This window comes from Roseivivax marinus, assembly GCF_900109705.1.
Classification (GTDB): Bacteria; Pseudomonadota; Alphaproteobacteria; order Rhodobacterales; family Rhodobacteraceae; genus Roseivivax; species Roseivivax marinus.
In genome coordinates, this window is the sequence record NZ_FOAI01000010.1 from 65,631 (window position 1) to 90,403 (window position 24,773).

Annotated in this window: 25 protein-coding genes; 7 read left to right on the top strand and 18 right to left on the bottom strand. The window is 68.7% G+C overall.

From position 1 onward, the window contains the following. The first annotated feature begins 5 nt into the window (after nt 1-5). Entirely contained in the window at nt 6-1,103 is a 1,098-nt protein-coding gene (gene dctP, locus BMX29_RS13360; RefSeq protein WP_043844272.1) for a TRAP transporter substrate-binding protein DctP, read from the top strand. Nucleotides 1,104-1,264: 161 nt separating this feature from the next. After that, a complete protein-coding gene (locus BMX29_RS13365) occupies nt 1,265-1,720 on the top strand; it encodes a hypothetical protein (RefSeq protein ID WP_043844275.1) in 456 nt (151 codons plus the stop codon). Nucleotides 1,721-1,726: 6 nt separating this feature from the next. Here the strand turns inward: BMX29_RS13365 and BMX29_RS13370 are convergent, their stop codons facing one another. From BMX29_RS13370 to BMX29_RS13415, 11 genes are all read right to left on the bottom strand, one after another. Further along, nucleotides 1,727-2,836: a THUMP domain-containing class I SAM-dependent RNA methyltransferase gene (locus BMX29_RS13370; RefSeq protein WP_092813610.1), complete on the bottom strand. Its 1,110-nt coding sequence runs from the start codon at nt 2,834-2,836 to the stop codon at nt 1,727-1,729. Continuing rightward, nucleotides 2,833-3,870, bottom strand: a complete 1,038-nt coding sequence (locus tag BMX29_RS13375) for an AI-2E family transporter (RefSeq protein ID WP_051487678.1) — start codon at nt 3,868-3,870, stop codon at nt 2,833-2,835. The genes BMX29_RS13370 and BMX29_RS13375 overlap by 4 nt, the downstream gene beginning before the upstream one ends. A gap of 63 nt (nt 3,871-3,933) precedes the next feature. After that, nucleotides 3,934-5,010, bottom strand: coding sequence for a DUF1513 domain-containing protein (locus BMX29_RS13380; RefSeq protein ID WP_092813612.1), 1,077 nt, complete (start codon nt 5,008-5,010; stop codon nt 3,934-3,936). Between the two features lie 24 nt (nt 5,011-5,034). Further along, entirely contained in the window at nt 5,035-6,024 is a 990-nt protein-coding gene (locus BMX29_RS13385) for an imelysin family protein (protein WP_092813614.1), read from the bottom strand. Next, complete coding sequence (locus BMX29_RS13390) at nt 6,024-7,559, bottom strand: di-heme oxidoreductase family protein (RefSeq protein ID WP_092813617.1); 1,536 nt, start codon at nt 7,557-7,559, stop codon at nt 6,024-6,026. Before BMX29_RS13390 ends, BMX29_RS13385 begins: the two co-directional genes overlap by 1 nt. Before the next feature lie 129 nt (nt 7,560-7,688). After that, nucleotides 7,689-8,183: a bacterioferritin gene (gene bfr, locus BMX29_RS13395; protein WP_043844283.1), complete on the bottom strand. Its 495-nt coding sequence runs from the start codon at nt 8,181-8,183 to the stop codon at nt 7,689-7,691. Next, a complete protein-coding gene (locus BMX29_RS13400; RefSeq protein ID WP_092813731.1) occupies nt 8,173-8,442 on the bottom strand; it encodes a (2Fe-2S)-binding protein in 270 nt (89 codons plus the stop codon). The genes bfr and BMX29_RS13400 overlap by 11 nt, the downstream gene beginning before the upstream one ends. 115 nt (nt 8,443-8,557) lie before the next feature. Then, on the bottom strand, nt 8,558-9,808 hold the full coding sequence (locus tag BMX29_RS13405; protein WP_092813619.1) for an imelysin family protein: 1,251 nt from the start codon (nt 9,806-9,808) through the stop codon (nt 8,558-8,560). A 52-nt stretch (nt 9,809-9,860) separates the two neighbouring features. Further along, nucleotides 9,861-10,019 carry a hemin uptake protein HemP gene (gene hemP / locus BMX29_RS13410; protein ID WP_081749730.1) on the bottom strand — a complete coding sequence of 53 codons (159 nt, stop codon included), beginning with the start codon at nt 10,017-10,019 and terminating at the stop codon, nt 9,861-9,863. After that, nucleotides 10,013-10,162, bottom strand: a complete 150-nt coding sequence (locus BMX29_RS19255) for a hypothetical protein (RefSeq protein ID WP_157835880.1) — start codon at nt 10,160-10,162, stop codon at nt 10,013-10,015. Before BMX29_RS19255 ends, hemP begins: the two co-directional genes overlap by 7 nt. Nucleotides 10,163-10,325: 163 nt before the next feature. Beyond that, nucleotides 10,326-11,534: an aminopeptidase P family protein gene (locus tag BMX29_RS13415; protein WP_092813622.1), complete on the bottom strand. Its 1,209-nt coding sequence runs from the start codon at nt 11,532-11,534 to the stop codon at nt 10,326-10,328. Between the two features lie 418 nt (nt 11,535-11,952). Between BMX29_RS13415 and BMX29_RS13420 the strand changes: the two genes are divergently transcribed. Both BMX29_RS13420 and BMX29_RS13425 read left to right on the top strand, forming a co-directional pair. Further along, nucleotides 11,953-13,431, top strand: a complete 1,479-nt coding sequence (locus tag BMX29_RS13420) for an NAD-dependent succinate-semialdehyde dehydrogenase (protein WP_043844288.1) — start codon at nt 11,953-11,955, stop codon at nt 13,429-13,431. A gap of 130 nt (nt 13,432-13,561) precedes the next feature. Further along, nucleotides 13,562-14,635, top strand: coding sequence for a DUF3616 domain-containing protein (locus BMX29_RS13425; protein WP_092813625.1), 1,074 nt, complete (start codon nt 13,562-13,564; stop codon nt 14,633-14,635). Between the two features lie 256 nt (nt 14,636-14,891). Here the strand turns inward: BMX29_RS13425 and BMX29_RS13430 are convergent, their stop codons facing one another. The 6 genes from BMX29_RS13430 to BMX29_RS13455 all read right to left on the bottom strand — a co-directional run bounded on the left by BMX29_RS13430 (nt 14,892) and on the right by BMX29_RS13455 (nt 21,512). After that, nucleotides 14,892-15,365 (bottom strand): Hsp20 family protein, encoded by a 474-nt coding sequence (locus BMX29_RS13430; RefSeq protein ID WP_043844292.1) that lies wholly within the window; start codon nt 15,363-15,365, stop codon nt 14,892-14,894. A 126-nt stretch (nt 15,366-15,491) separates the two neighbouring features. Continuing rightward, complete coding sequence (locus BMX29_RS13435) at nt 15,492-16,301, bottom strand: trypsin-like serine peptidase (protein WP_244889237.1); 810 nt, start codon at nt 16,299-16,301, stop codon at nt 15,492-15,494. Beyond that, entirely contained in the window at nt 16,298-17,098 is an 801-nt protein-coding gene (locus BMX29_RS13440; RefSeq protein ID WP_092813628.1) for a trypsin-like serine peptidase, read from the bottom strand. Before BMX29_RS13440 ends, BMX29_RS13435 begins: the two co-directional genes overlap by 4 nt. A 91-nt stretch (nt 17,099-17,189) precedes the next feature. Further along, entirely contained in the window at nt 17,190-18,566 is a 1,377-nt protein-coding gene (glcF, locus tag BMX29_RS13445; RefSeq protein ID WP_092813630.1) for a glycolate oxidase subunit GlcF, read from the bottom strand. A gap of 318 nt (nt 18,567-18,884) precedes the next feature. After that, nucleotides 18,885-20,006 carry an FAD-binding protein gene (locus BMX29_RS13450; RefSeq protein ID WP_092813633.1) on the bottom strand — a complete coding sequence of 374 codons (1,122 nt, stop codon included), beginning with the start codon at nt 20,004-20,006 and terminating at the stop codon, nt 18,885-18,887. Nucleotides 20,007-20,063: 57 nt separating this feature from the next. After that, entirely contained in the window at nt 20,064-21,512 is a 1,449-nt protein-coding gene (locus BMX29_RS13455; RefSeq protein WP_092813635.1) for an FAD-linked oxidase C-terminal domain-containing protein, read from the bottom strand. Between the two features lie 244 nt (nt 21,513-21,756). Between BMX29_RS13455 and BMX29_RS13460 the strand changes: the two genes are divergently transcribed. The 3 genes from BMX29_RS13460 (at nt 21,757) to BMX29_RS13470 (ending at nt 23,335) form a co-directional block, all read left to right on the top strand. Beyond that, a complete protein-coding gene (locus tag BMX29_RS13460; RefSeq protein ID WP_092813638.1) occupies nt 21,757-22,167 on the top strand; it encodes a CopD family protein in 411 nt (136 codons plus the stop codon). Continuing rightward, nucleotides 22,167-22,895: a DUF599 domain-containing protein gene (locus tag BMX29_RS13465; RefSeq protein ID WP_092813641.1), complete on the top strand. Its 729-nt coding sequence runs from the start codon at nt 22,167-22,169 to the stop codon at nt 22,893-22,895. Before BMX29_RS13460 ends, BMX29_RS13465 begins: the two co-directional genes overlap by 1 nt. Before the next feature lie 68 nt (nt 22,896-22,963). Then, nucleotides 22,964-23,335, top strand: a complete 372-nt coding sequence (locus BMX29_RS13470; protein ID WP_092813644.1) for a hypothetical protein — start codon at nt 22,964-22,966, stop codon at nt 23,333-23,335. Nucleotides 23,336-23,350: 15 nt separating this feature from the next. Here the strand turns inward: BMX29_RS13470 and hemN are convergent, their stop codons facing one another. Beyond that, nucleotides 23,351-24,703: an oxygen-independent coproporphyrinogen III oxidase gene (gene hemN, locus BMX29_RS13475; protein ID WP_092813647.1), complete on the bottom strand. Its 1,353-nt coding sequence runs from the start codon at nt 24,701-24,703 to the stop codon at nt 23,351-23,353. Nucleotides 24,704-24,773 lie beyond the last annotated feature (70 nt).

The following is a 24,773-nucleotide window of genomic DNA, read 5'->3' on the forward strand; positions in this document are numbered from 1 at the left end:
GACTGATGTATTCGATGAAACCGCTCGCACTGGGCGTGGCACTGGCCGCCGGGACCGCCTCGGTCGCCGCAGCGCAGGAAACCTGGACGATGACCACCACGTGGCCCTCGTCCCTCGAACTGATCGAGACCGACAAGCACTTCGTCGACCTCGTGAACAAGCTGGCCGGCGACGAAGTCCAGATCGAGTTCTACGAGGGTGGCGCGCTCGTCCCGTCGGGCGAGGTCTTCGGCGCGGTCGAATCCGGCACGATCCAGGCCGGCGCCGACTGGCCGGGCTACTGGGCCGGCCGCGACGCCGCATTCTCGCCGCTCGCAACCACCGCGTCGCTGTTCAACGCCGTGGACTACGTGAACTGGATCCAGGAATGGGGCGGCGCCGAGATCTACGACGAGATCTACGGCCAGTTCGGCATGAAGTACCTGCCCTACGGCGTCACCAACAACGAGTCCGGCTTCCGCACCAACGAGCCGATCGTCACGCTCGATGATCTGCAGGGCAAGCGCATCCGCGTGTCGGGCCTCGAGCAGGGCAAGCTTCTCGAGCAGCTCGGCGGCAACCAGGTGTCGATGGCCGGTGGCGAGATCTACCAGGCGCTTGAGCGCGGCGTGATCGACGGTGGCGAGTTCTCGACCCCGAACGTCGACTGGTCGGCCGGCTTCCAGCAGGTCACCAGCGCATGGGCCACTCCGGGCTGGCACCAGTCCGCATCGGTCTTCGGCGTGATGATCAACCAGCAGGCCTGGGACGCTCTTTCGGAAGAGACCCAGGAAAAGCTCGAGATCGCGGCTGACGCCACCCTGCTGTGGTCGCTCGCCTTCACCGAGAAGCGCGCCACCGAGGCCTACCAGAAGTTCCAGGACGCGGGCATCGAGATCACCCGCTACGACGACGAGACCCTCGCGCAGGTGCAGCAGATGGCCAACGAGGTCATTGTCGAGACCGCGTGCGAGAACGAGAACTCGGCCAAGGTCTACCTGTCGATGATGGAGTACGTGAACGACTACGCTCGCTGGCGTGACGCCTCGGCGCCGTTCAACCTCGGCCGCACGCCGAACGGTCCGGACGTCGAAGCCATCCGCGAGTGCGCGCCCGCCGAGTGATCGGCCAGCCGTTTGCGCAAATCGGGGGCTCCGTCACGGCGGGACCCCTTTTTCTTGCGGCCAGTGCGGCGCGTCGCGTCGCGGGCGTCGACAGGAAACAGGATTCGGCCCTACGCTCCTGACAGCGGACAAGTCCGCGTATTTTTCAGGAGTGATTTTCCATGCAAGCATTGCGCCTTTTCCTCGGGGCGGTCGGACTGACGTGCCTCGTCTCTCCCGCCTTCGCTGCCTGGCAGACCGTCCAGTCCGACGGCCGCGCACGGGCGGTCTACCAGCAGGGCAATTACGAGCTTTGGATTTACTGCCGGCGCGGACAGGACATGGAGCTTTGGCTTCAAGACCGGTCGCTCAACGGGGCCGAGTTCCAAGGGGTCGACTCGCTGATGATGTGGGTCAAGTTGCCCGACGGGCGGACCGATCGCTGGCCCGTCCGGGTGGTGCAGGAAGGGCCGGGCATTTCCGGGCCGCTCGCCGTGTCTGATTTCAACCTCGAGTTCTTCCGCAATGCCGAGAGCTTCGAGCTGGATTCGCCGCAGACACGCAAGGTCTTCATGGCCGGCGACATGCGCGGCACCGGGGCGGCGCGGCTCGCCTTCCTCGAACAGTGCGGGATCTGAGGCGCCTCAGCGCAGTGGCGGCGTCTGCCAGAGCTGAATCTTCAGGCCGCCGTGCGGCACCGGCGGGCCGGGTTGCCGGAAGGGCAGGCCGGTGGTCTTGGCAAGCGCCGGTTCGCTGGTGACGAGACCCACGCGCCAACCGCGGAAGTGGGTTTTGAGCGTCTCGCCGAGCGCGCCGTAAACCGCGTAGAGCAGCTTCTTGTTGCCGATCCGCGCGCCGTAGGGCGGGTTCACCATAACAAGGCCGGGCGGTCCCTCGGGCGGGCGCGCCTCGCTGACCGGGTGGCACTCGAAGCGGCAAAGCGCGGCGACACCCGAGCGCCCGGCATTGTCGGCAGCGCCCCGCACCGCGCCCTGGTCGCGATCCGATCCGAAGAACCTCGGAGGGCTCTCCGGCTCCGGCGCGGGGGCCTTCAGCGCTGCCCACGCCTCGGCGTCGAAGCTCGCGAAGTCCTCGAAGGCGAAGGTGCGCGCACGGCCGGGTTGCAGCCCGGCGGCGATCTCGGCGGCCTCCAGCGGGAAGGTGCCCGAGCCGCACATCGGATCAAGCACCGGCTCGCGTCCATCGTAGCTGCAGGCGCGCAGGAACAGGGCCGCCAGCGTCTCGCGCATGGGGGCCTTGCCGATGGCCTGCTTGAAGCCGCGCCGGTGCAGGGGCTCGCCGCTGGAATCGAGACTGAACTGACAGAAATCGTCCTCGATCCGGGTCTTCAGGACGGTTGGCGCCTCGCGGTCCACGACCATGCCGGCCGCTTTGAGCGCATCCTCGATCCGCTGGGTCGCCGCGCCGGCATGGTAGATCTTGGACTTCCGGCAGGTCACATCCACCCGCACTGCCGTGCCGGGGTGAAGGACATCCGTCCACGGAAACTTGCGCGCCCGCTTGTCGAGCTGCGCGATGTGGGGAACCCGGAAGCCGCCGATCCGAACCAGCACCCGCGCGGCCCCGCGCAGGACGAGGTTCGCGCGCCACACCTCGGGCCATCCGCCCGAAACGGTCACGCCACCCGGACCGGGCTCGGCCGGGGCAAAGCCCTTCTCGCGCGCCTCCTCGGCCAGGAGCGGCTCCAGCCCGGGTGCGCAGACGAGGAAAATTTCCAGGGCGTCGGCGCTCATATGCGGCCCCGCGCGGACAGCATCACGGCGATGGGGCGCGTGGCGTCGATCTCGGCCAGCACGATCACGAGGCTTGCGGTCAGCGGCACGGCGAGGATCGCACCGGCGATCCCCCAGAGCGCCCCCCAAAAGGCCAGCGCCAGCAGAACGACCGCCGGCGACAGGTTGAACGTGCGGCCCATGAGCCGTGGCTCGAGCACTGCGCCGACGTAGACCTGCGCCACGGTCAACGTCGCGAGCGCCAGCGCCGCGAAACCGAACGACCCGGACTGCACAAGGCTCAGGAGCACCGGAAACAGCACGCCGATCAGCGACCCGAAATAGGGCACGTAGTTCAGGAACGCGATCAGCACCGCCCAGAACAGCGCGAACTCGACCCCGATCAGCCACATGATCGCGAAGGACACCGCGCCGAGGACGAGGTTCACGAATGTCTTCACCAACAGGTAGTCGCTGATCCGCGTGTTGATGCGGTCCACGAGGTCGACGGCCTTGCGCCCCCGGCGCAGGCCGCCGAGCGCGATCGACACCTTGTCGGCAAAGACCGCGCGCTCGGCGAAGAAGAAGGCGGCGTAGAGTACCACGAGGAAGAGCGTCGCGCCGACGCCCCGGATCTGATTGGCGAGCGGCGCGAGATAGCTGGCCACGTCGATGCGGCCCAGCGTGTTGTCACGCACGATGGCCCAATTCGGCTCGTCCTCGATTCCGAACATTGTCGCGGCGCGGCCGACCAGCGCGTCGAGGTTCTGCTCGTACCCCGGAATGGCCCCGGCGACACGGTTGAAGTTCGCGACCAGCCCGAAGAACAGCAGCGCCAGTGCCGCGCTGAACAGCAGCAGGACGATAACCCGCAGCGCCCAGAGCGGCAGGAGGTTGACCAGCGGCACGCGCTTGAGCGCCGAGGCCGCGGCCGACAGCACGTAGAGCGAGATGATCGCCGTCAGCACAGGCAGCAGGATCGGCTTGCCCATCCAGAAGAGCCAGCCGAGCATGATCGCGAGAGCGGTGCCGAAGGTGATCGTGCCGAGTTTCATGTCCGCGCCACGTTAAGCCGATGCCGCAGCGCGGCGCGAGGGGGCGGGAAGGCTTTTTTCGCGTCAGGCCCCGATCCGCACCAGATGGTTGTCCCAGGCGAAGTCGGGCTCTGCCGCGAGCGGTTCGAGGTTGGTGCCAAGGCGCAGCACGCCGCCGCGTCCATCGGTGGCGGTGAAGCCTTCGGGCGCCGTGGCGATGCCGCAGACATCGGCGCGGCGGAACGCGGTGCATGCGCCCGTGTCGGTGTCGAAGCGGTGGATGCGGCCGCCCCGCGGTGACGTGATTGCCGCGAAACCCCCGTCGGCGGACATGGCGACCGATCCGGCATAGCCCTTCATCGCCATCTGCTCTCCGAGATCGGCCTCGAGCAAGCGCGGTGCCTCGCCCCGCTTGTGCAGCCCCAGAAGCGGCACCGGGGTCATCTCGTCACCCTGCCACTGCATCGCGAAGGCCACGGTGCCGTCCGGCGCGGCGGCGATGTGGCGGATCGAGTTGCGCGAGAGATCGGTGTCGAGCTCGACCTTCTCCAGCAGGCCGCCGTTGGGATCGAGGTAGACCAGCGACGGCTGCATGGTGTCGATGTTCAGCTTCTCGCGCCCGCTGTCGGGGTGGGTGCGGATGCCGCCATTGGCCACCGCCAGCACGTCGCCGTCGAGCGCGAGGATCTCGTGCGGACCGATGCCGCCTGTGTCGATCTCGCCGATCCGGGCATAGCCTTCGGAGCGGGACCAGAGTCCGACCTTGCCGCGCCCGGTCTCGATCTCGTTCTCGGTGGTGCACAGGATCGTGCCCTCGGCGATGAAGGCGCCGTGTCCGTAGAAGTGCCGGCCATCGGGCGCCTCCAGCCTGTGGGCGATCCGGCCCGCGGCGCAGTCGATCACCAGCGCGAAGGTGCCCGGTCTCCGGGCGAAGGCCACGGCTTCGGGGGCGGTTGGGTGCGCGGCGGCGGCATGGCCCCGGTCGGGCAGCGGCAGGCGGAAGCGCCGGTCGCCTCCGGGTCCGAGGCCGATCAGCGCATAGGCGCCGGACGCATCGCGCGCCGCGCCGAGGTAAGCGGGATCGCCGGCATCGGCCCAGCTGAGCTTCGGCAGGGTCGAGGCGGCGAGAAGCGAGGCGATGAAACCGCGGCGCGTGGTCATGGGCGGTTGCTCCTTGCGGGTGTGTCAGTCGCCGTCGGTGGCATTGAACCCGGCCGAGACGCCAAGCGGCTGGCCGACCTCGTCGGCGGCGGCGTTGCGGATGCCGCGCACCTCCTGCGCCAGAGATTCGATCTGCACGCGGCGCATCGGGTCGGCCACGCCGGACAGGTCGCCGTCCTCGATCTGCGACGCCGTGTCGAGCGCAGCGGCGAAGGCCTCGTCGGTCCGCGGCGTCTCGCCGGGGGTGAGGGCGTGGGTGAGTTCGCGCAGGGCCTCCAGCGACAGGGTCACGTTGCGCACGGACCGGCCCGACAGCCGCGCCTCGGCGCGGTCGGGGCGCGGATCGTCGAAGCTGCCGAGCGGCCGGCCGAGCCGTTGGTCGGCGATGTATTCCAGCCCGGTGGTGAGAGCAGTGTAGAACGCCTGTTTCGTCTCGCTCTCGGACAGGAACGTCTCGTTGCCGTCCTGCCCGGCCGTGCGGACGGTCTCGGCAAAGTCCGCCCAGTCCGCCGCGATCGCCTCGCCCAACTGCGCGAGGTCGCGTGCCTGCGCCCGCGCCAGACCGCAGGCATAGCTTTCGGTGTCGTAGCCAGCCATGTCCTCGGCATAGAGAACCTGTTCCATCCCGAAGAGGCCGCGCGCTGCGATCGAGACCTCGGCGAAGCCGTCGACGCTGTCGATCACCGGGTCCTCGGACCCCATCAGCCCGCCGAGCGCACGGGGGATCATGCCGCGCGTGTCGGGCCAGAAGGCGATGGTCAGTGCGCGGCTGTCCTCTTCGAGCGGCCCGAACCGCAGGTGCGAGAGGCCGAGCCATGCGTCGAACGCTTCGTTCCACGCAGGGCGCAGCGCCTCGGCCGTGCAGTCCGCCTCGGCGGCATCGGCCAGACCGGCCGTCGCCTCGGCAAACTCCTCGGTCGCGGGCAGGGCGTGGTCGGTCACCGCCTCCTCGACACCGGCATGGGCCGCGCTGGTGGCGGCAAGGATCAGGGTCGAGGCAAGAAGGGCACGCATCACAGGCTCTCCAGGTAACGGATCAGGGCGTCGCGGTCGGGCTTGGGCATCTCGGCCACGCGTGTCTTGGCGGCTTCGGCCTCACCGCCGTGCCACATCACGGCTTCGAGGATAGAGCGCGCGCGCCCGTCGTGAAGGTAGTGCTCGGCCCCGCTCACCTGTCGGGTCATGCCCAGGCCCCAGAGCGGTGCGGTGCGCCATTCGCGGCCCGTCGCCCGCAGCTCCGGCCGGTTGTCGGCAAGCCCGTCCCCCATGTCGTGCAACAGCATGTCCGTCATGGGCCAGATCAGCTGGAAGCTCTGCTCGGGCTGATCCTCCAGACGGTGGGTGACGAATTTCGGAGTGTGGCAGGAGGCACAGCCGGTTTCGTGGAACACCTGTTTGCCGCGCAGCACCTCGGGAGCGTCGATGTCGCGCCGCGCCGGAACGGCAAGGTTGCGCGAGTAGAACGTGACAAGGTCGAGACCCTCTGCGTCGATCTCGGTCTCGCGGGCGTCGCCGTCGCCGTGCAAGGCCGTCACGCAAGCGTCCTGCCGCGCGGTGCATTCGCCGAACCCGTCGGTGAACAGCGGCGAGGAGATCCCGATGTCACCGGCAAAGGCCGAGGCCGCCTGTTCGCGGATCGTCGGGTTGCCCGCCTTCCAGCCGAAGCGGCCGAGCATCGGCCGGTCGAACTCGTGCGACCAGACGATCTGCGCGCGCCCCGAGATGCCATCGCCGTCGGCGTCGTAGGGGTCGGCGTTGGCGAGGATGTCCGCCGCGGGAATCGCCTCGAGAAGTCCGAGGCCGATCATCTGCGGTGCGAGGCGCGGGCTGATCATCGTGGTGTCGCCAAGGGGGCCATAGCCCGGCGCCTCGATGCCGTAGGCCGGATCGTGCAGCGTGACGCTGTCTCCGCCGGACAGGGCGACCTCGCGGTGTTCGTAGCGGACGGTCATCTGCCCTTCGGCCGGGACCCCCTGCACGGCGTGGTCCTGCAACTGCGCGCCGTAGACCGGGTGCGGCATCGCCCGGGGCACGTCTCCGTCGAGCGCTTCGAGGTAGCGGCCGATCTCGCTGTCGGCGGGTCCAGACTGCGGCACGGAAAGGCGCAGGAACAGGCCCGCGCCGTCGTCTTCGGGCATCTTTCCGCGGCCATCCTTCACGTGGCAGCGCTGGCACGACCGGGCGTTGTAGACCGGGCCCAGCCCGTCCGACGCCTTGGTCGAGGACGGCGACGACACCCAGAGCTTCTTGAATAGGCCATTGCCGACCTTGAAGTCCAGTTCGCGCTCGAACGGGATGTTGCCCGAGGATTGCGAGAACGCGTCGGCGGTGGTGCGCGCCCGGACCGTCGCCGCGCCGGCGGGGTTTTCCTCGAATGTCTCGGGCGCCGAGAAATCCGTCGGCGGCGCGGTCACCGCGTCGATACGTGCCGCTTCGTCGGCGGTGCGCGGAACGATCGGAAGATGCGGCTCTGCTGCGTATTCGGACGAAGCGGCCTGCGTGGCGACGGCAGCGCAAATGAAAAGGATGACGGGAGTGACGGATCGCATGGCGGCAGTTCCTTGAACACCGATGCGATGACAGGAAATCCTGACTACTTCAATCGGAAATGGCCGGGTGTGCGGACCCGCTGCACCGGATGGCGCCGGGTCGCGAGGGTCCGCGACCCGATCCGTGCGTCATTCGTGGCCTTCGGCCTCGTCGGCGGACACCGCGTTGAGCAGTCCGTACTGGGCGTCGCCAAGCTTGCCGTAAAGGTCGAGCTGCGTCTCGAGGTAGTCGATATGACCTTCCTCGTCGGCGATCAGTTCTTCGAAGAGGTTCTTCGAGACGTAATCCTTGACGCTTTCGCAGTGGTCGCGCGCCTCGATATAGAGCGTGCGGGCGTCATGCTCGGCCGCGAGATCCGCTTCGAGCGTCTCTTTCAGCGTCTCGCCGATGCGCAGCGAATCGAGCTTCTGGAGGTTCGGATGCCCTTCGAGGAAGATGATCCGCTCGATCAGCCGGTCGGCGTGGTGCATCTCCTCGATGCTTTCCTCGCGCGACTTCTTCGCGATCTTGCCGTAGCCCCAGTCGTCCTGAAGCCGAAAGTGCAGCCAGTACTGGCTGACGGCCGTCAGTTCGCTCCGGAGCGCCTTGTTGAGATACTCAATGACCTTGGTGTCACCCTTCATGCGATCTTACCTCCACGTCCCATGTCTCTGGCTCGACCACGCGCCTCAGATTGCGCAGGTTGGCTGGCACCGCGAAACTATCGCATTGACGCAGAGTGTCCATGAAGTGTGGAAGGCAGCCGCCGCAATCGGCCTTCTTGCCGAGCGCTCGGTAGACCTTGCCGGGGGTGACGATCGTCGAGGGATCGGAGGCGCGCATCCAGTCCACCGCGGCCCTGATGTCGCGGTCGGTGATTCCCATGCAGTGGCAGACCATCATGAGCGTCGTCTCCATCTCGCCGTCCGGGCGGACCTGGATGTGGGGTTCGCAGTCGCTGACTTATGGCCCGGGGCAGCCCGCCGAATGCGGCAAACTGCCCCGGTCCCTGCTCGATTCACTGGAAGACGGCGTTCGGGTCGTCGAGGCTATCGGAACCGGCAAAGCCGATGTCGTTCAGTCCCAGCGCGGTGACCGCCCGCTCGATCGATCGGGTCTGCTTCACCAGCGCATCCACCGAAGCCATGATCAGGGCCTCGCCCTCTTCATTGCCGCGGGCAAGCATCTGGTCGTAGCTGAAGCCCGCCTCCGCCGCGGCCTTGAGCTTGGCCATCTGAAGGATGGTGTGGTCGAGATCCTCGGAGAGCGCCGCGTCGACGTCAGTGTCGGCCTCTGCGACAAGGTCCGACAGGCTGTCGCCTTCGACCACGGTGCCGTCGATCCGCACATACCGTCCGTTGTAGACGTTGTGGATGCCGAGCCCGTCGTAGAAATGCGAGTTGTGCGTATTGTCCGAGAAGCAGTCGTGCTCTTCCTCGGGATCGTTCAGCATGACGCCGAGCTTCATGCGCTCGCCCGCCTGCTCGCCGTAGGACAGCGATCCCATGCCGGTCAGCATTGCGGACAGCCCGGCATCGGCACCCTCGGTCACCGCGGCGCGGGCATCGCCATCCGCGGCCCACTGGCCGGCCATCCACTCGAGATCCGAGACCAGAAGATCGGTCGCGGCCTGAAGGTATGCGCCGCGGCGGTCGCAATTGCCGTTCGTGCAGTCTTCGCCCGAGGCGAAGTCGGTCCAGGCCCGCTCTCCGGCGCCGTGGTCCGTGCCGTTGAGATCCTGGCCCCAGAGCAGGAATTCGATCGCGTGGTAGCCGGTGGCCACGTTCGCCTCGACGCCGTCGGCCTCGTGCAGCGTCTCTTCCAGCAGCGTGGGCGTGATCTCGGCCGCGTCGACCTCTTCACCCGACAGCGTGAAGCTTTCGTTGGCGATGACGTTCAGTTCGGCATAGCGATTCTCGCCGCCCATGACCGTCGAGTCGTCGACATAATCGATCAGGCCCTCGTCGAGCGGCCATGCGTTCACCTTGCCCTCCCAGTCGTCGACGATGGGATTGCCGAACCGGAAGACCTCGGTCTGCTGGTAGGGCACCCGCGCGGCGAGCCACGCGTCCTTCGCGGCCTGGTGCGTGGTGGCCGAAGGCTCCGAGATCAGTGCCTCGACAGCGGATTGAAGGCGCTGCGCGCTGGTCAGGCTGTCCTCGTATCCCGCCTGCGCGATGTCGGCGTAGGTGGTGACCACGCCGGCCTTGTCGGCAAGGGCTGGGCTGGCCACCACGAGGGCGGCGAGGGCGGTAAGGGTCCGTGTCATGTCTGTCCCGGTTCTGCTGTTTCGAAAGAGGTTTGGCTGGCCGGCGGGCGCGTCACTTGGTCAGGATCAGCTTGCCCTGCCGGGTGATGCGCAGGGTGTAGACCTGGTCGCCCAGCCGGATATGGGCCAGCGGGCCGCCACCGGTCAGCGCCTCTGCGTCGTGTTGCGGCACTTCCTGCGCGCTGTCGGTTTCGATGCGACGGGTCAGCATGGGCACTCCCCCAGGGCCGTCCGCCACGTGATGCGGTCGATCAGGGCCTCGAGGCCAAAGATGCCAAGCGGTTCGCCGTCGGTGGCGAAGGCGGGTCGCTCGGTTGGGAAAGCGCGCAAGCTCTCGACATGGGCGCGGAACATGGCCGGTCCTCCGGATGATTCAAGATGCGGGCTTCCCCTCTGGCGAAACGCCTCAGGGTGGCTGGTAAAAACCTGACCAAATATGTCGGACAAGTCAATCCGAGTTTTTTGCTCGGATTTGACGGCGGGCCGTCGGCCTGGCAGCGCCGGCCCGCCGCCCGACTCAGCCAACCACGTTGAACGCCGGTCCGTAGGGGTAGCCGGTGATGTTCTCGGCCCCGTCCGCGCCGATCACGAGGATGTCGTGCTCGCGGTAGCCGCCGGCACCGGGTTGCCCCTCGGGGACCGTGAGCATCGGCTCCATCGAGACGACCATGCCGGGTTCGAGCGCCGTGTCCACGTCTTCGCGCAGCTCCAGCCCGGCCTCTCGCCCGTAGTAGTGCGACAGCACCCCGAACGAATGCCCGTAGCCGAAGGTCCGCAGGTCTAGAAGGTCGCGCTCGGCGAGGAAGGCGTTGATCTGTCGTGTGACGTCCGAGCACCGCGCGCCGGGCTTCAGAAGGGACATGCCGAATTCGTGGGCGGCCACGTTGGCCTCCCAGATCGCGCGCGAGGCATCGTCGACCTCGCCCACGAACAGGGTGCGCTCCAACGCCGTGTAGTAGCCCGAGATCATCGGAAATGTGTTGAGGCTCAGGATGTCGCCGCGCCGAAGTCGCCGGGCGGTGACCGGGTTGTGGGCGCCATCGGTGTTCAGCCCCGACTGGAACCAGACCCAGATGTCGCGGTATTCCGCGTCCGGAAAGCGCTCGGCGATGGCGGTCTCCATGGCGTCGCGCCCGGCCATGGCGACGTCGATCTCGCGCGCGCCTTCGCGGATCGCGTCGCGGATGGCGTAGCCGCCGATATCGGCCACGGCCGCGCCCGCACGTATCAGCGTTATCTCGGCCGGCGACTTGCGCATCCGCTGGTGCATGGTCTCGGCGTGGATCGGAACGACCTCGACGGGGGCGAGGAAGGCATCCAGCTTGCCGCGCGCCTCCAGCGTCAGGTGATCGCCCTCGACCCCGATCCGCCGGCCATGTCCGGCAAGGTCCGCGACCACGCGCCAGAAGTTGTCGCGGGCCCAGTCGGTGTAGGTGATCGCGTCGCCGTGGCAGCGCCGCCACGGCTGCCCCGCATCGATCCCCGCGCCGATGGTGACAGCCCGCTCGGGCGTCACGACAAGGCCGTAAGGTCGCCCGAACGAACAGTAGAGAAAGCCGGAATAGTAGGCGACGTTGTGCATCGAGGTGAGCAGGCAGGCGTCGAGCCCGCGCTCGGCGAGGATGGCGCGCAGCCCGGCAAGGCGCATCTCGTATTCCTCGGGCGCGAAGGGCAGGGGCGCCTTTTCGCCGTTGTGAAAGCGGTAGCTTGTTGGACGATCGGACATGGGTATCCCTCCGAAACGGCCGCCACGGCGGGCCACCCCGGCCGTGCGTGCCGAAAGGTCCCGGCGTTCAGGACGGACAGGGTCGGGGATCGGAGCGACGCCATCGCTCCGCCCGTTGATCGATAGAGCCGGTGCGGCCCGCGAGGCAAGCCCGAGCCTTCTTCCCGTGTCAGATACCCGGGAACCGGTGTGCTGCGCCGGCGCCGCGCCGCGCATGAAACCGCGCCCATGTGTGCAAGCCTCCCGACGGGATGAACCATTCCGAGCGTCCCTGCGTTTGCCGTGAAAGACCCGCTCCGAGCGGTCCTTCGCGCCGTATGCCGTCGCGCAGTTCGCTTTCTTCTCGGCGGCACAGGGCCTACAGCTTGGGGCAAGTACGGGCGTCACCGGGCGCCCTCTCTCTCGAAAGGTGACTCTCATGCTCGACAAAGCGACCGACCTCGCCAGCCTTCTTAACGACCCCAGCCTGCTGGAGCCGCGCGCCTACGTGGGCGGGCAGTTCATCAAGGGCGACGACGGGACGTTCGACGTGGTGAACCCCGCCCGCGGCGACGTGATCGCCGAAGTCTCGGATCTCAGCCGCACCCAGGTGGCCGATGCCATCGACCAGGCCGAGCAGGCGCAGAAGGACTGGGCCAGCTGGACCGGCAAGGAGCGCGCGCAGGTCATGCGCAAGTGGTTCGACCTGATGATGGAGAACCAGGAGGACCTCGGCCGCATCATGACAGCCGAGCAGGGCAAGCCGCTGGGCGAATCGAAGGGTGAAGTGGCCTACGGCGCGTCGTTCATCGAGTTCTACGCCGAAGAGGCCAAGCGCGTCCTGGGCGAGCAGATCCCCGGCCACGCGCGCGACAAGCGCATCCTCGTGATGAAACAGCCGATCGGTGTCGCGGCCTCGATCACGCCGTGGAACTTCCCCAACGCGATGATCACCCGCAAGGCCGGCCCCGCACTGGCGGCGGGCTGTTCGTTCGTCGCGCGCCCGGCGAAGGAAACGCCGCTCTCGGCGACCGCGATCGCCGTCCTGGCCGAACGCGCGGGCATCCCGGCGGGCGTGTTCAACGTGGTGACCTCGTCCTCGTCCTCCGAGGTCGGCAAGGAATTCTGCGAGAATCCCAAGGTCCGCAAGCTGACCTTCACCGGCTCGACCGAAGTGGGGCGCATCCTGCTCAAGCAGGCCGCCGATCAGGTCAAGAAATGCTCGATGGAGCTGGGCGGCAACGCGCCCTTCATCGTTTTCGACGATGCCGACATCGACGCGGCGGTCGAGGGCGCGATTGCCTGCAAGTTCCGCAACAACGGCCAGACCTGCGTCTGCGCGAACCGCCTCTACGTGCAGGCCGGCGTCTATGACGAGTTCGCCGAGAAGCTGAAGGCCCGGGTCGAGCAGCTGAAGGTTGGTGACGGCCTGACGGACGAGGACGTCGACCTTGGCCCGATGATCACCCGCGAGGCCATCGACAAGGTGCAGGAGCACATCCGCGACGCCAAGTCGAAGGGCGGCAAGGTGATCCTCGGCTCTGACCAGGACGATGCCGAGGGCAACTTCTTCAAGCCCGCCATCGTCACCGGCGCGACCCAGGAGATGGCTTTCGCCACCGAGGAGACCTTCGGGCCCCTCGCGCCGCTCTTCCGGTTCGAGGACGAGGACGAGGTCATCGAGATGGCCAACGACACGATCTTCGGTCTCGCGTCCTACTTCTTTGCCAAGGACCTGAGCCGCGTGTGGAAGGTGGCCGAGGCGCTGGAATACGGCATCGTCGGCGTGAACACCGGCCTGATCTCGACCGAGGTCGCGCCGTTCGGCGGTGTGAAGCAGTCCGGCCTCGGCCGCGAAGGCAGCCACCACGGCATCGAGGAATACATGGAGATGAAGTACGTCTGTCTCACGGTGTGACGACGTGCGCCGCTCGCCCGCCCCGTGCGGGCGGGCATCGCCCCGCACGCCGTCCCGTGCACGGGCTGGCGGCGGGGAACGCCGCGAGGCGACCGGGCGTTGAGGGGCTTGATCCGCACGGAGGCTCCTCATGCCGCATCATCCCGATCCCCACTCCACGATCTCGCTCGCCTTCCGGCACGCCGACGACATCGACGGCGTCACGGCGGCGATCCATGAGGACGTCTCGTCCGCCGCACGGGCCGGAGACAGCCTGTTCGTCTGCTGCGACGAGGCGGCGGGGATCGACCGGCTTACGCCCACGGGGCAGGGGACGTGGGGCAACCACGTCCACTTCAACTTCGGTGAGATGATCGACCTGCCCGGGGGCCCCGACGGCGAGATGGACATCGAGGGGCTCGACGTGGACGGCGGCTGGCTCTGGGTGACGGGCTCGCATTCCCTGAAGCGCGGCAAGATGAAACCGCACAAGCACGACGCCGAGAGCGGGCTGGCTGCGATGGCGAGGATCAAGCGCGACCCGAACCGCTACTTTCTCGGGCGATTCCCGTTGGTGAAGCGGCCCGGCGGGTATGAGCCGGTGGCGGTGCACGGCACCCGCCGCGCGGCCTGGATCAAGCTGAAGAAGAAACGGTCCAAGCTGCTGGGCTGGCTCGAGGACGACGCGCATCTGGGCCCGGCGCTCGGGATCCCGTCGAAGGAGAACGGCTTCGACATCGAGGGCATGGTCGCACGCGGCGAGCGCGTCTGGCTGGGCCTGCGCGGCCCGGTCCTGCGGGACCATGCGGTGATCCTGGGACTCGAGATGGGCGAGACCGAAAACGGCCACCTCAAGCCGCGCCGCATCGACGGCAGACGGCGCTACCGCAAGCACCTGGTGCCAGCGGCAGGCGAGGGCATCCGCGACCTCGAGGTCGACGGCGACGACCTGCTGATCCTGACGGGTCCGGTCACCGGCGGCGACGGACGCTCGGACATCCTGCGCTGGAAGGGATTCCGGGCCTTCGAGACCTCGGGGGTCGTACCGGCCGAGGTTGTCGAACACGTGGTCGAACTGCCCTATCGCGGGCCGGTCGATCATCCAGAAGGGCTGGTGCTCTGGCCCGAAGTGAAGGGCGCCGCACTGGTGCTGTACGACGCGCCCGCAAAGGCTCGGATCCCCGAACCGGAGACGATCCTCGGGGACATCTGGAAGCTGGGCTGAACCGGCTCGCGGGCAGGTCGGACCGGGTCCTTGGTCGGGTCCGGTCTCTGGCCCCTTGTAAATGCGACGGAGCCATTCGCGCCGACACACATCTCCCACGTTTCAGCCAAAACGACCGGTCAGCAAGCTGACTGCTGTCCGCTCAAGCCCGGGGTTGAGAAATCATCGCGGTTCCGCGCCGGTCCTCCCTCCACGGCCCGAAACGAAAACGCCCCGGCGGATGCCGGGGCGCGCAGTCTGTCTTGGGACGGGCCGATCAGTTGACGGCCTTGGCGTCCACCACGTCCTTGTCGGTCTCGACCGTTTCGGACTTCTGGATCTCGATCCGGCGAGGCTTCAGCGCCTCGGGGATCTCGCGCTCCAGCTCGATGTGAAGCATCCCGTCCGTGTGGCTCGCACCGGTGACGCGGACATGGTCGGCGAGGTGGAACCGACGCTCGAACGCGCGGGTGGCGATGCCGCGGTGCAGGTAGGTGCGGCCCCCATCCTCGTCGGCCTTGCGGGCCGAGACCACGAGCGCGCCGTCCTTGACCTCGACCGACAGGTCGTTGGCCGAGAAGCCGGCGACCGCGATCGAGATGCGGTAGGCATCGTCAGCGGTTTTCTCGATGTTGTAGGGCGGGTAGGTGGGCTGGCTCACATCGCTGGCCAGAACGCGGTCCATGAGGTCGGCGATCTGGTCGAAGCCGACGGTGGCCCGGTAAAGCGGAGCAAGATCGAAGCTGCGCATGGTGTCATCCTCCTTTGAGCGACAACTTGAAACGCGCCCTCCCGTCGCGGGACGGGCGTCGTCTGGGACCGGGAACCCTGTAGCGGCATTCCCGTACCGGAAATTTGGGGAGCGTTCTTGCCCTGTTCAAGACCTGTCGGGGCGGATGAAGCGGGCTCCGGAGGCTCCCGTTCCGGGCCTTTCGCCGGGGCGCACGCGTCGGGCGCCGGGACCGGGCGCGGGGCGCGCGGCCTCTGTGCGGACCCGTGCCAGCAACGGACCGACCCGGTCCGCGAGCGGTGGGCCGTAGGCTGCGCCGTCGCCGCCCGACGACACCAGCGCCGCAATACGAAGACGGCCGTTCTGGCGCATGAAAACCGGCGCTCCGGACGAGCCGAATGTCACGTCGCAGTCGAACCGGAGCACGCCCGAGCGGTAGCGCCCGGTCACCTCGCAGGCGGACTGGCGCGACGGGGCGTCGTTGCGACCGCGCCCATAGGAGACGACAGTCACCGCGTCTGGCACCGGTCCGGGCGACGCGACCCGGAACGGCCGCGCCTCGGCGGGCGACACAGGGCGGGCAAGCGTCACAAGCGCGATGTCCGCCGGCACGCGGTGTAACGGCAGACGTCCGTTCTCGAGCCCTCCGTAGTCGTCGTCGAGGAAGATGCCGGAGATCACCCGCTCGGCCAGCGCCCGGCCACCGGACAAGCCGGCGCCGAAGCGCAGCGAGGCCGGGTCGGCGACTCCGTCCACACAATGCGCCGCGGTCAGCACGATGTCGGCGGCGATCAGGGTGCCGGTGCAGGATCCGTGCGGCCCGTCGAGCCGGCCCACAGCCTCCCACCCCAGAAGCAGGTCGCGTCGATCGAGAGACGACAGCGCGCCCGGCGTCTGAGCCGCGACGGCTGCGCCTGTGGTGAGACACGTCAGCGCCAGAAGCGCGGCGCGGATCACGGCCGGATGAACTTGGCGCCGGTGTCGTTGCGGGCGCCCGCGACCAGCGCGCGGGTGCCGGGCACGGCCGAGGCTGCGCGCACCCGGTCAAGCTCGGCGCGCAGCTCGACCAGCGGACCGTCGAGGCCGATGCCCAGCGACACCGGGTCGCCATCGGCCTCGGCCTTGGCCGAGACCACCGACACGATGCGGGGCGTGCCGCTGTCGAACGAGAAGACCGGAGAGCCTGACGATCCGAAATCGACCTGGCATGACATCACCACGATGCCGTCCTGCCGGGCGAGCACATCGCACATCTCCTGAAGCTGCGGCGCCTCCGGTCGGTCGTGGGCATAGGAGACAACGCCGATCCGATCGCCCTCGCCGGGCTCGCGGTCGGTCTCGAACGGGACGATGGTCGTGTTGCGGATCGGGTGCTGAAGCTCGAGCAGAGCCACGTCCGAGCGGACACGCTCCTGCTGTTCTGCCGCGCCGTAATCGTAGCGTCCGAGGTGCACCGCGCGCCGGATGTAGCGGTAGGCCGCGGCGCGCCCGTTGCGCCATCCTGCCCGGAACTGCATCTCCGTCGCGGGCACGCGCGCCCCGGTGTCGGCATCGTAGAGACAATGTGCCGCCGTCAGCACGAGGTCCGGGGCGATCAGGGCCCCTGTGCAGAACGCCTTGCCGCCGACCTCGAGCCGCCCCACCGCATCCCAGTCACGACCGTCCTGCGACGAGCCGAGCGACAGCAATCCGGCGGCAGCGGCAGGGGTCGCGGACAGAAGCGCCGCGCACAGAAGGGCAGTCAGGGCGCGCACGTCAGGTCTCCTTCAAGGCACCATCTGGAGTCTACCCCGAACCGGTGGCGAAAGTTTGGCGGCACGGCCCGGCGGGCCGGACGCCGTTACGTCATCCGGCCTCGACGAGCTTGGGCGGCTTCGGCCCGCCCGTCGCCCAGTCCAGAAGCTCGACCGTGTGCACGACGGGGATCTCGGTGCCGCCGCCAATCTGCATCATGCAACCGATGTTTCCCGCCGCGATCACCTGCGGCTCGCGCGCCTCCAGCGTGCGGACCTTGCGCTCCTTCAGCTGCGCCGAAATCTCGGGCTGCATGAGGTTGTACGTGCCGGCCGATCCGCAGCAGAGGTGGCTGTCCGCCGGTTCGACCACCGCGAAGCCCGCGCGCTTGAGCAGGTCCTTCGGGTGCGACTTGATCTTCTGCCCATGCTGGAGCGAGCAGGCCGCGTGGTAGGCCACGCGCAACCCCCGGCCCTCGGCGCGGGTCGGGCCGAAGACACCGTGGCCGGGCGCCGCGTCGGTGCCGGCGATGCCTTCGCGCGCGGTGTCCTGAGCCTCAGCGTCGGCCTCCTTCATCAGGGTCGCGAGCAGCTCGCTCACGTCCATCGCGATCCCCGAGACCCGCGCCGCGTCGTCGGCCAGCGCCTCGGTGCGGAACATGTGGCCGTAATCCTTGACCGTGGTGCCGCAGCCCGAGGTGTTGATGACGATCGCGTCGAGCCCGTTGCCGTCCATCTCTCGCGTCCAGGCGCGGATATTCCGCGCGGCACTGCCGTGGCTCTCGCCGGTCTTGCCCATGTGGTGCGTGAGCGCGCCGCAGCAGCCTGCGCCCTCGGCGACGACCACCTCGCACCCAAGTCGCGTGAGCAGCCGGATCGTCGCGTCGTTGATGTCGGTATCGAGCGCCTTCTGCGCGCAGCCGGTCATCAGTGCGACGCGCTTGCGCCGCCGGCCCTCCGCCGGGAAGGTCTGTGGGTCGTCGTTCGCGCTGACAGGCGGAATTGTCCGCGGTGCCATGTCGAGCATCGCCCGCAGTCGCGCATCGGGCATCAGCCGCTTGAACGGACGCCCGGCCTTGGCGCCCAGCAGCGCCAGCCGGAACCGCCCCGGATAGGGCAGGATGCGCGCCAGCACCCAGCGCAGCGCGCGGTCGCGCCACGGCCGCCGGTAGTTGTCCTCGATGTAGTCGCGGGCGTGATCGACGAGGTGCATGTAGTGCACGCCCGAGGGGCAGGTTGTCATGCAGGCGAGGCAGGACAGGCAGCGGTCGATGTGCTTCACCGTCTTGTCGTCCGGAACCCGCTCGTTCTCGAGCATGTCCTTGATCAGGTAGATGCGCCCGCGCGGGCTGTCGAGTTCGTCGCCCAGCACCTGGTAGGTGGGACAGGTCGCCGTGCAGAACCCGCAGTGGACGCAGGCGCGCAGCACCTCGTTCGAGCGGGCGGTATCGGGATCTTTCAGTTGCGCGTCGGTAAAGGTCGTCTGCATGTCACAAGGCCATTGAGGTCGCCGTGGCCGGTCCGGACCGCGGCATGATCGTTGCAAGAAGGGCGGGGGCGGTTGCCATGCGCCGGGGCGGCGCCGCGGTGAGCCGCGGCCGCAGCGCTTTGGCTGCCGTTGTGACGGCCCGCACCCGGCCCAACCACAGCGCCGAAAGCGACGGACGCCCTGTCCGGCAGGCGCGCAGGACGGGCGGGGTTCCTGCTGCGAGCGCGGCGGCCGTCCGGCGTCCTCTGGCCGCGCGCAGGAGGCCCGCACACAGCGTCGGTCCCACTGCGAAGCAGGTGGCGAAGGCGATGGGCCGCATCAGGCCGCTGCCGGCGCGGCGGTGGTGCCGGAGAACAGCCCGTTCGGATCGAAGCGCCGGCGCAGCCCATCGGTCAACCGCGCCACGGCGGCCGGCTCGGGATGCAGCGTGCCGAGCGCGGCGTGGGTTTCGGGCGCCGCGCGGACCAGCGTGGCGTGCCCCGCCGTGCCGGTCATGGCCGCGCGCAGGTCGTGGCCCGGTGGCGTCAGCGCCCAGATCAGCCCGCCGCCCCAATCGAACATCAGCGCCTCGGCCCCGAGCCTCTGCGCCAGATCCGGAGCCGCGCTCGGGCGCACCGAGACCCGCCAGACATCGCCATCGCGGCCGTGGAACGGCGCCACGTCCCGCACGCCGGCCCAGCGGGCGGCCACCGCCTCGGGGTCTGTCTCGTGCTGCGCGTCGTGCCCGGGGAACAGCTCCGCCAGTCGCCCGAGCCGGTAGGCCACCGAGTCCGCGAAGCCCTCGATCCGCAGGCAGGTCTCGTCGGCCGCAGGCAGATGCGCCGCGCCGGTCACCTCGAAGGGCGACCCCAGCCCCGTGGACATCGCCGCCACCGCCTCGCCGGCATCCAACCCGCGCAGCACCAGCGTTGCCTGCGTCTCGGGCACCGGCAGCACTTTCAGCGATACCTCTGTCAGCACGCCCAGCGCCCCACGGCTGCCCGCCAGCAGCTTCACGAGATCGTAGCCGGTGACGTTCTTCATCACCCGCCCGCCATTGCGGACCACTTGGCCCGCGCCGTCCACGAAGCGCACGCCCAGAAGCGCGTCGCGGCAGGCCCCGGCCTGGATGCGCCGTGGTCCCGACACGTTCGCCGCCACCACGCCCCCGATCGTCGGAGAGCCGCCGGACCCCACCAGCCCGCGATGATCCATCGGCTCGAATGCGAGTCGCTGGCCCTCGGCGGCAAGCGCGGTCTCCACCTCGGTCAGCGGCGTGCCGGCCCGCACCACCAGCGTCAGCGCGCCCGGCTCGTAGAGGCTGATGCCGGTCAGGCCGCCGGTCTCCAGCACGTCGCCGGGGCCCTGCACCATGCCGCGTGTTCCCCCGCCGCGCACGGCGAGGGGGCCGCGTGCCCCCGCCACGATTTCCGCCAGCTCGTCTTCGGTCTCGGGCCGCATGGCGCCCCCTGCTTCTTCTTGGTCAAAAATATCCCGGGGTTCGGGGCAGAGTCCCGGTCACTCGGCCGCCAGTTGCGCCGATCGGCGGGCCTCGGAGACGTCGAGCGGGAAGACCTTGGCCGGGTTCAATAGCCAGCCGGGGTCGAACACGTCCTTGACCGCCATCTGCGCCTCGAGGTCCGCCGGGTCGTACTGGTCGGCCATCAGGTCACGCTTCTCGATGCCGACGCCGTGCTCGCCGGTCAGGCATCCGCCCGCCTCGACGCAGAGCCGCAGGATGTCGGCGCCCAGCGCCTCGGCCTTGGCAAGTTCGCCCTCGACGTTGGCGTTGAACAGGATCAGCGGGTGCATGTTGCCGTCGCCCGCGTGAAAGACGTTTGCGACCTCGAGGTCGTAGCCCGCCGCCAGCTCGGCGATGCGGGTCAGAACGCGGGGGAGTTCGGAGACCGGGATGGTGCCGTCGAGGCAGATGTAATCGTTGATCTGCCCCATCGCGCCGAAGGCCGACTTCCGTCCGAGCCAGATGCGCTGGGCCTCATCGGCATCGCCCGCCTCGCGCAGTTCCACGGGATCGTGGGCGCGCGCGATCTGCTTGATGAGGCCGAGCTGGTGGTCGATCTCGGCGTCAGAGCCCTCGACCTCGACGATCAGCAGGGCTTCGCAGTCGGGGTAGCCTGCCTTGGCGAAGGCCTCGCAGGCGCGGATGCAGGGCCGGTCCATGAATTCGATCGCCACCGGAAGCACGCCGGCCTTGATGATGTCCGACACGCAAGCGCCCGCAACCTCGTTCGAGCCGTAGCCGATCAGCACCGGCCGCGCGCCCTCGGGCTTGGGCAGGATCCGAAGCGTCGCCTCGGTCACGACGCCGAGCTGTCCCTCGGACCCGCAGATCACGCCGAGCAGGTCGAGGCCGGGCGCGTCGAGGTGTCCGCCGCCCAGCTCGACGATCTCGCCTTCCATCGTGACCATGGTCACGCCAAGCAGGTTGTTGGTCGTCACCCCGTATTTCAGGCAATGCGCCCCGCCCGAGTTCATCGCGATGTTGCCCGCGATGGCGCACGCCAGCTGCGACGACGGGTCGGGCGCGTAGAAGAAGCCGTCCTCTTCCACTGCCCCGGTGACCGACAGGTTGGTGCGCCCGGTCTGCACCCGGATGAGGCGGTCGGCATAGTCGGTCTCGAGCACTTCGGTCATGCGGGCGACGCCGAGGATCACGCAGTCGGCCGTGGGCAGCGCGCCCCCGGCCAGCGACGTGCCCGACCCGCGCGGAACCACCGGCACGCCCTCGTCATGGCAGACCTTGAGGACCGCGGCGACCTCCTCGGTCGTGCGCGGAAGCACGGCGGCAAGCGGTGCGCAGCGATAGGCGGTGAGCGCGTCGCACTCGTAGGCGCGGGTCTCGGCCGGGTCGGAGATCACGGCATCGGCGGGCAGGCATCCGCGCAGACGCTCCACAATGGCGTCGCGGCGGGACAGGATGCGGGAATCCGGATCTGGCATCTGCATGACTTGGCCTCCTCCTGACGCGAAATCCTAGTGCGGCGCGCGGAAGATGACCACCACGCAATCCGGAATGGTCGGCGGGGTCGCGGGAATGTCAGGGGGAGAGCGGGTGCGCCTGTTGGACGGCGGCAGACCGGGACGGCGGACAAATACGCGCCCGCCGTTTTCCTGTCCGACGGCCGCCGCCGTCCTCGGGGCGCACCCATGCCCCTTGCGTCCAGATACGCCGCAGCGCATTGATCGAGACATGACATGGATCAAGGTTGCCCATATTTTGTGCGTTATGGGATGGATGACCTCCATCTTCGCGGTGCCGCGCGCCCTGATCTACTGGAGGCGCGAGCATGACCGGCTGGGCGAGTTCGGCCCGCTGGGAGACCTGACGATCCGGCTCTACCGCTTCTCCGCGGGCCTTGGCGTGATCGCGCTGGCCACCGGTCTCTGGCTTGGGGGGCTTTTGGCGATGCCGGGGTGGGTGTGGCTCAAGCTCGGGCTCGTCCTGCTGCTGGTGGCGCATTACGCCTGGACCGGTGCGATGGTGATCGCGGCGCGCAAGGGCCGCTTCGCCTACAGCGACAAGTTCCTGCGGATCTTCAACGAGGTCAGCGTGCTGGGCGTGATCGCCGTCCTGTGGGTCGTGATCGCCAAGCCGTTCTGATGGATTTCGAGGTCCTCACCGAGCGCCTCGCGCTGTTCACCGGTCTCGACCTGCTGGCCGTGGCCCTGCTGTTCGGATCCTGGATCGGTGCAACGCTCGCGATCGAGCATCCGCCGAAGAGCTATCCGTCCGTCAGCACGCTCATGGCGCGCTACCGGCGCGAATGGATGCGCCACTTCGTCACCCGGCAGCCGCGCATCTTCGACTCGCAGATCATTTCGAACCTGCGACAGAGCACGGCTTTCTTCGCGTCGGGCTCCATGCTGGCGATCGGCGGGGGGTTCGCGCTGGTGGGCAACGCCGACATGCTCTCGGGCGTGGCCGAGGACCTGACGCTCGGCGCCGACCCGGTGGTGGTGTGGGAGATCAAGTTGATCCTGATGCTCCTCTTCGCGGCCAACGCCTTTCTCAAGTTCGTCTGGTCGCACCGGCTGTTCGGCTACTGCGCCGTGCTGATGGCCGCCGTTCCCAACGAGCCCGACGATCCCGATGCCTATGCCCGCGCCGCACAGGCGGGCGAGATCAACATCACCGCGGCGCGCGGCTACAACCGTGGCCTGCGGTCGGTCTATTTCGGCATCGCCTCGTCGGCGTGGCTGCTGGGGTCTGGCGCGCTGATCCTCGCGGTGCTGGTGACCGACGGGATCATTCTCCGACGCGAGTTCGCGTCGGTGTCGCGGCGTGTGTTGCTCAGCCACCCCGGACGCAACGTCGACACGCAAAGGTGACGCCCCCGCGCTTGGACTTCATGGCAGCCTCTGGTCAGGTCGCCGGCGAACGAGCGAAGGAGCCCCTCATGATCGCCAGACTCGGCGCCGCCGTCGCGGCCGGCATCCTCGTGGTCGCGATGGCCCATGCCGATCCGCCGCGTATTGTCTCGGTCGAGGCGGAAAAGACGGGTATGGCGCGCCGCATTTCGGTGACGCTTGAGCATCCCGACGAGGGCTGGGACCACTACGCCGCGGGCTGGCGGATCGAGGATGCCGACGGCAAGGTCATCGCCGAGCGCGAGCTTCTGCATCCCCACGTGGACGAGCAGCCGTTCACCCGCTCCCTCAGCTCGGTGATGCTGCCCGACGGGATGAAGACCTTCCACGTTCGGGCGAAGTGCAGCGTTCACGGGTGGAACGAACAGTCGGTCGCGTTCAAGCTGTCCGAGGTCGACTGACCGGCCGGCGCGGGGTCAGACCGCGCGGCTGTAGCGGCCGGTCTCGTCGGACAGGAAGGCGTCGAACTCTGCGGCCAGCAGGCGCGCGAAGCGTCCGTCCCGCGCGGTTAGGCGCAGGCGTCCGGCGTCGATGTCGACTTCATCCCCCAGGTGCGCCGCGATGCGCGACAGCTCTCCGGAGAAGTCGGCGAGGCGCAGGCCGTGACGGGCGGCGACCGCCGGCAGGTCCACCGCGAAGTCGCACATGATGCGCTCGATGATCTCGGCCCGGGCGCGGTCCTCGGGATCCAGCTCCCAGCCGCGGGCGGTGGCGAGCCGTCCCTCGTCCACCGCCTTGGCCCAGGCGCCGCTGGCGGCGGCGTTCTGGGCGTGACCCTGCGGGAACCGCGACAGCGCCGAGGCGCCGAAGCCCAGCAGCACCGGAGCCGCGTCGGTGGTATAGCCCTGGAAGTTGCGGAAGAGGCGGCCCTCCTGCGCGGCGCGGGCAAGGTCGTCCTCGGGGCGGGCGAAATGGTCGATCCCCACCGGCACGTACCCGGCCCACGCCAGCAGGCGCTGCGCGGTGTCGAACAGGGTCAGCCGCTCGGCCGGGCCGGGCAGGCTGTCCTGCGGGATCAGCTGCTGGCGCCGGGCCATGCGGGGCACGTGGGCGTAGCCGTAGATCGCCGCCCGGTCGGGCGCGAAGGCGGTCACCGCGTCGATGGTCTCGCGCAGGGTCGTGGTGGTCTGGTGCGGCAGGCCGTAGATCAGGTCCACGTTCACCGACCGCGCGCCCCGGTCTCGCAGGGCCGCGACGGCGCGGGTGGTTTCCTCGACCGACTGCATCCGACCGATGGCGCGCTGCACCGCCTCGTCGAAGTCCTGCACCCCGATCGAGGCGCGGGTCAGCCCCATCGACGCCAGCGCGTCGAGCCGGTCCTCGTCGATCTCGGTCGGGTCCACCTCCACCGACATCTCGGTATCGGTGCCGATGGCGAACGCGCCGCGCAGGGCCGCGTCGATCCGTGCGAAGTGGTCGGGCCGCAGGATGGTGGGCGTGCCGCCGCCGAAATGCACCGCCGACACCGGCTGGCGCCGCCCGATCAGCCTTGTCACCCGCTCGATCTCGGTCTCCAGCCGCCCGACATAGGCGTCGAGCGGACGGTCCGATGCCGTGCCTTGCGTGCGGCAGGCGCAGAAATGGCAAAGCCGACGGCAGAACGGGATATGCAGGTAGATCGACACGGCCGTGTCCTCGGGCACTGCCGCAATCCAGCGTGCCGAATCGTCCGGTCCCACGCTGTCCGAGAAGTGGTTCGCGGGCGGGTAGCTGGTGTATCGCGGAACCGAGGCGGTCAGCAGGCGCGAGGTGGCATCTTGTTGGGTCATGGCGGCACCGTTCGGACAGAGGTCGCCCCGAAATCGGAGCGGCGAATTGACCCGACCAGCGGTAGCACGC

What these genes read in the sequence shown, in the direction of transcription:
- dctP (WP_043844272.1), top strand. Translation starts at nt 6, where the DNA reads ATGTATTCGATGAAACCGCTCGCACTGGGCGTGGCACTGGCCGCCGGG.
- BMX29_RS13365 (WP_043844275.1), top strand. Translation starts at nt 1,265, where the DNA reads ATGCAAGCATTGCGCCTTTTCCTCGGGGCGGTCGGACTGACGTGCCTC.
- BMX29_RS13370 (WP_092813610.1), bottom strand. Translation starts at nt 2,836, where the DNA reads ATGAGCGCCGACGCCCTGGAAATTTTCCTCGTCTGCGCACCCGGGCTG.
- BMX29_RS13375 (WP_051487678.1), bottom strand. Translation starts at nt 3,870, where the DNA reads ATGAAACTCGGCACGATCACCTTCGGCACCGCTCTCGCGATCATGCTC.
- BMX29_RS13380 (WP_092813612.1), bottom strand. Translation starts at nt 5,010, where the DNA reads ATGACCACGCGCCGCGGTTTCATCGCCTCGCTTCTCGCCGCCTCGACC.
- BMX29_RS13385 (WP_092813614.1), bottom strand. Translation starts at nt 6,024, where the DNA reads ATGCGTGCCCTTCTTGCCTCGACCCTGATCCTTGCCGCCACCAGCGCG.
- BMX29_RS13390 (WP_092813617.1), bottom strand. Translation starts at nt 7,559, where the DNA reads ATGCGATCCGTCACTCCCGTCATCCTTTTCATTTGCGCTGCCGTCGCC.
- bfr (WP_043844283.1), bottom strand. Translation starts at nt 8,183, where the DNA reads ATGAAGGGTGACACCAAGGTCATTGAGTATCTCAACAAGGCGCTCCGG.
- BMX29_RS13400 (WP_092813731.1), bottom strand. Translation starts at nt 8,442, where the DNA reads ATGATGGTCTGCCACTGCATGGGAATCACCGACCGCGACATCAGGGCC.
- BMX29_RS13405 (WP_092813619.1), bottom strand. Translation starts at nt 9,808, where the DNA reads ATGACACGGACCCTTACCGCCCTCGCCGCCCTCGTGGTGGCCAGCCCA.
- hemP (WP_081749730.1), bottom strand. Translation starts at nt 10,019, where the DNA reads ATGCTGACCCGTCGCATCGAAACCGACAGCGCGCAGGAAGTGCCGCAA.
- BMX29_RS19255 (WP_157835880.1), bottom strand. Translation starts at nt 10,162, where the DNA reads ATGTTCCGCGCCCATGTCGAGAGCTTGCGCGCTTTCCCAACCGAGCGA.
- BMX29_RS13415 (WP_092813622.1), bottom strand. Translation starts at nt 11,534, where the DNA reads ATGTCCGATCGTCCAACAAGCTACCGCTTTCACAACGGCGAAAAGGCG.
- BMX29_RS13420 (WP_043844288.1), top strand. Translation starts at nt 11,953, where the DNA reads ATGCTCGACAAAGCGACCGACCTCGCCAGCCTTCTTAACGACCCCAGC.
- BMX29_RS13425 (WP_092813625.1), top strand. Translation starts at nt 13,562, where the DNA reads ATGCCGCATCATCCCGATCCCCACTCCACGATCTCGCTCGCCTTCCGG.
- BMX29_RS13430 (WP_043844292.1), bottom strand. Translation starts at nt 15,365, where the DNA reads ATGCGCAGCTTCGATCTTGCTCCGCTTTACCGGGCCACCGTCGGCTTC.
- glcF (WP_092813630.1), bottom strand. Translation starts at nt 18,566, where the DNA reads ATGCAGACGACCTTTACCGACGCGCAACTGAAAGATCCCGATACCGCC.
- BMX29_RS13450 (WP_092813633.1), bottom strand. Translation starts at nt 20,006, where the DNA reads ATGCGGCCCGAGACCGAAGACGAGCTGGCGGAAATCGTGGCGGGGGCA.
- BMX29_RS13455 (WP_092813635.1), bottom strand. Translation starts at nt 21,512, where the DNA reads ATGCAGATGCCAGATCCGGATTCCCGCATCCTGTCCCGCCGCGACGCC.
- BMX29_RS13460 (WP_092813638.1), top strand. Translation starts at nt 21,757, where the DNA reads ATGACATGGATCAAGGTTGCCCATATTTTGTGCGTTATGGGATGGATG.
- BMX29_RS13465 (WP_092813641.1), top strand. Translation starts at nt 22,167, where the DNA reads ATGGATTTCGAGGTCCTCACCGAGCGCCTCGCGCTGTTCACCGGTCTC.
- BMX29_RS13470 (WP_092813644.1), top strand. Translation starts at nt 22,964, where the DNA reads ATGATCGCCAGACTCGGCGCCGCCGTCGCGGCCGGCATCCTCGTGGTC.
- hemN (WP_092813647.1), bottom strand. Translation starts at nt 24,703, where the DNA reads ATGACCCAACAAGATGCCACCTCGCGCCTGCTGACCGCCTCGGTTCCG.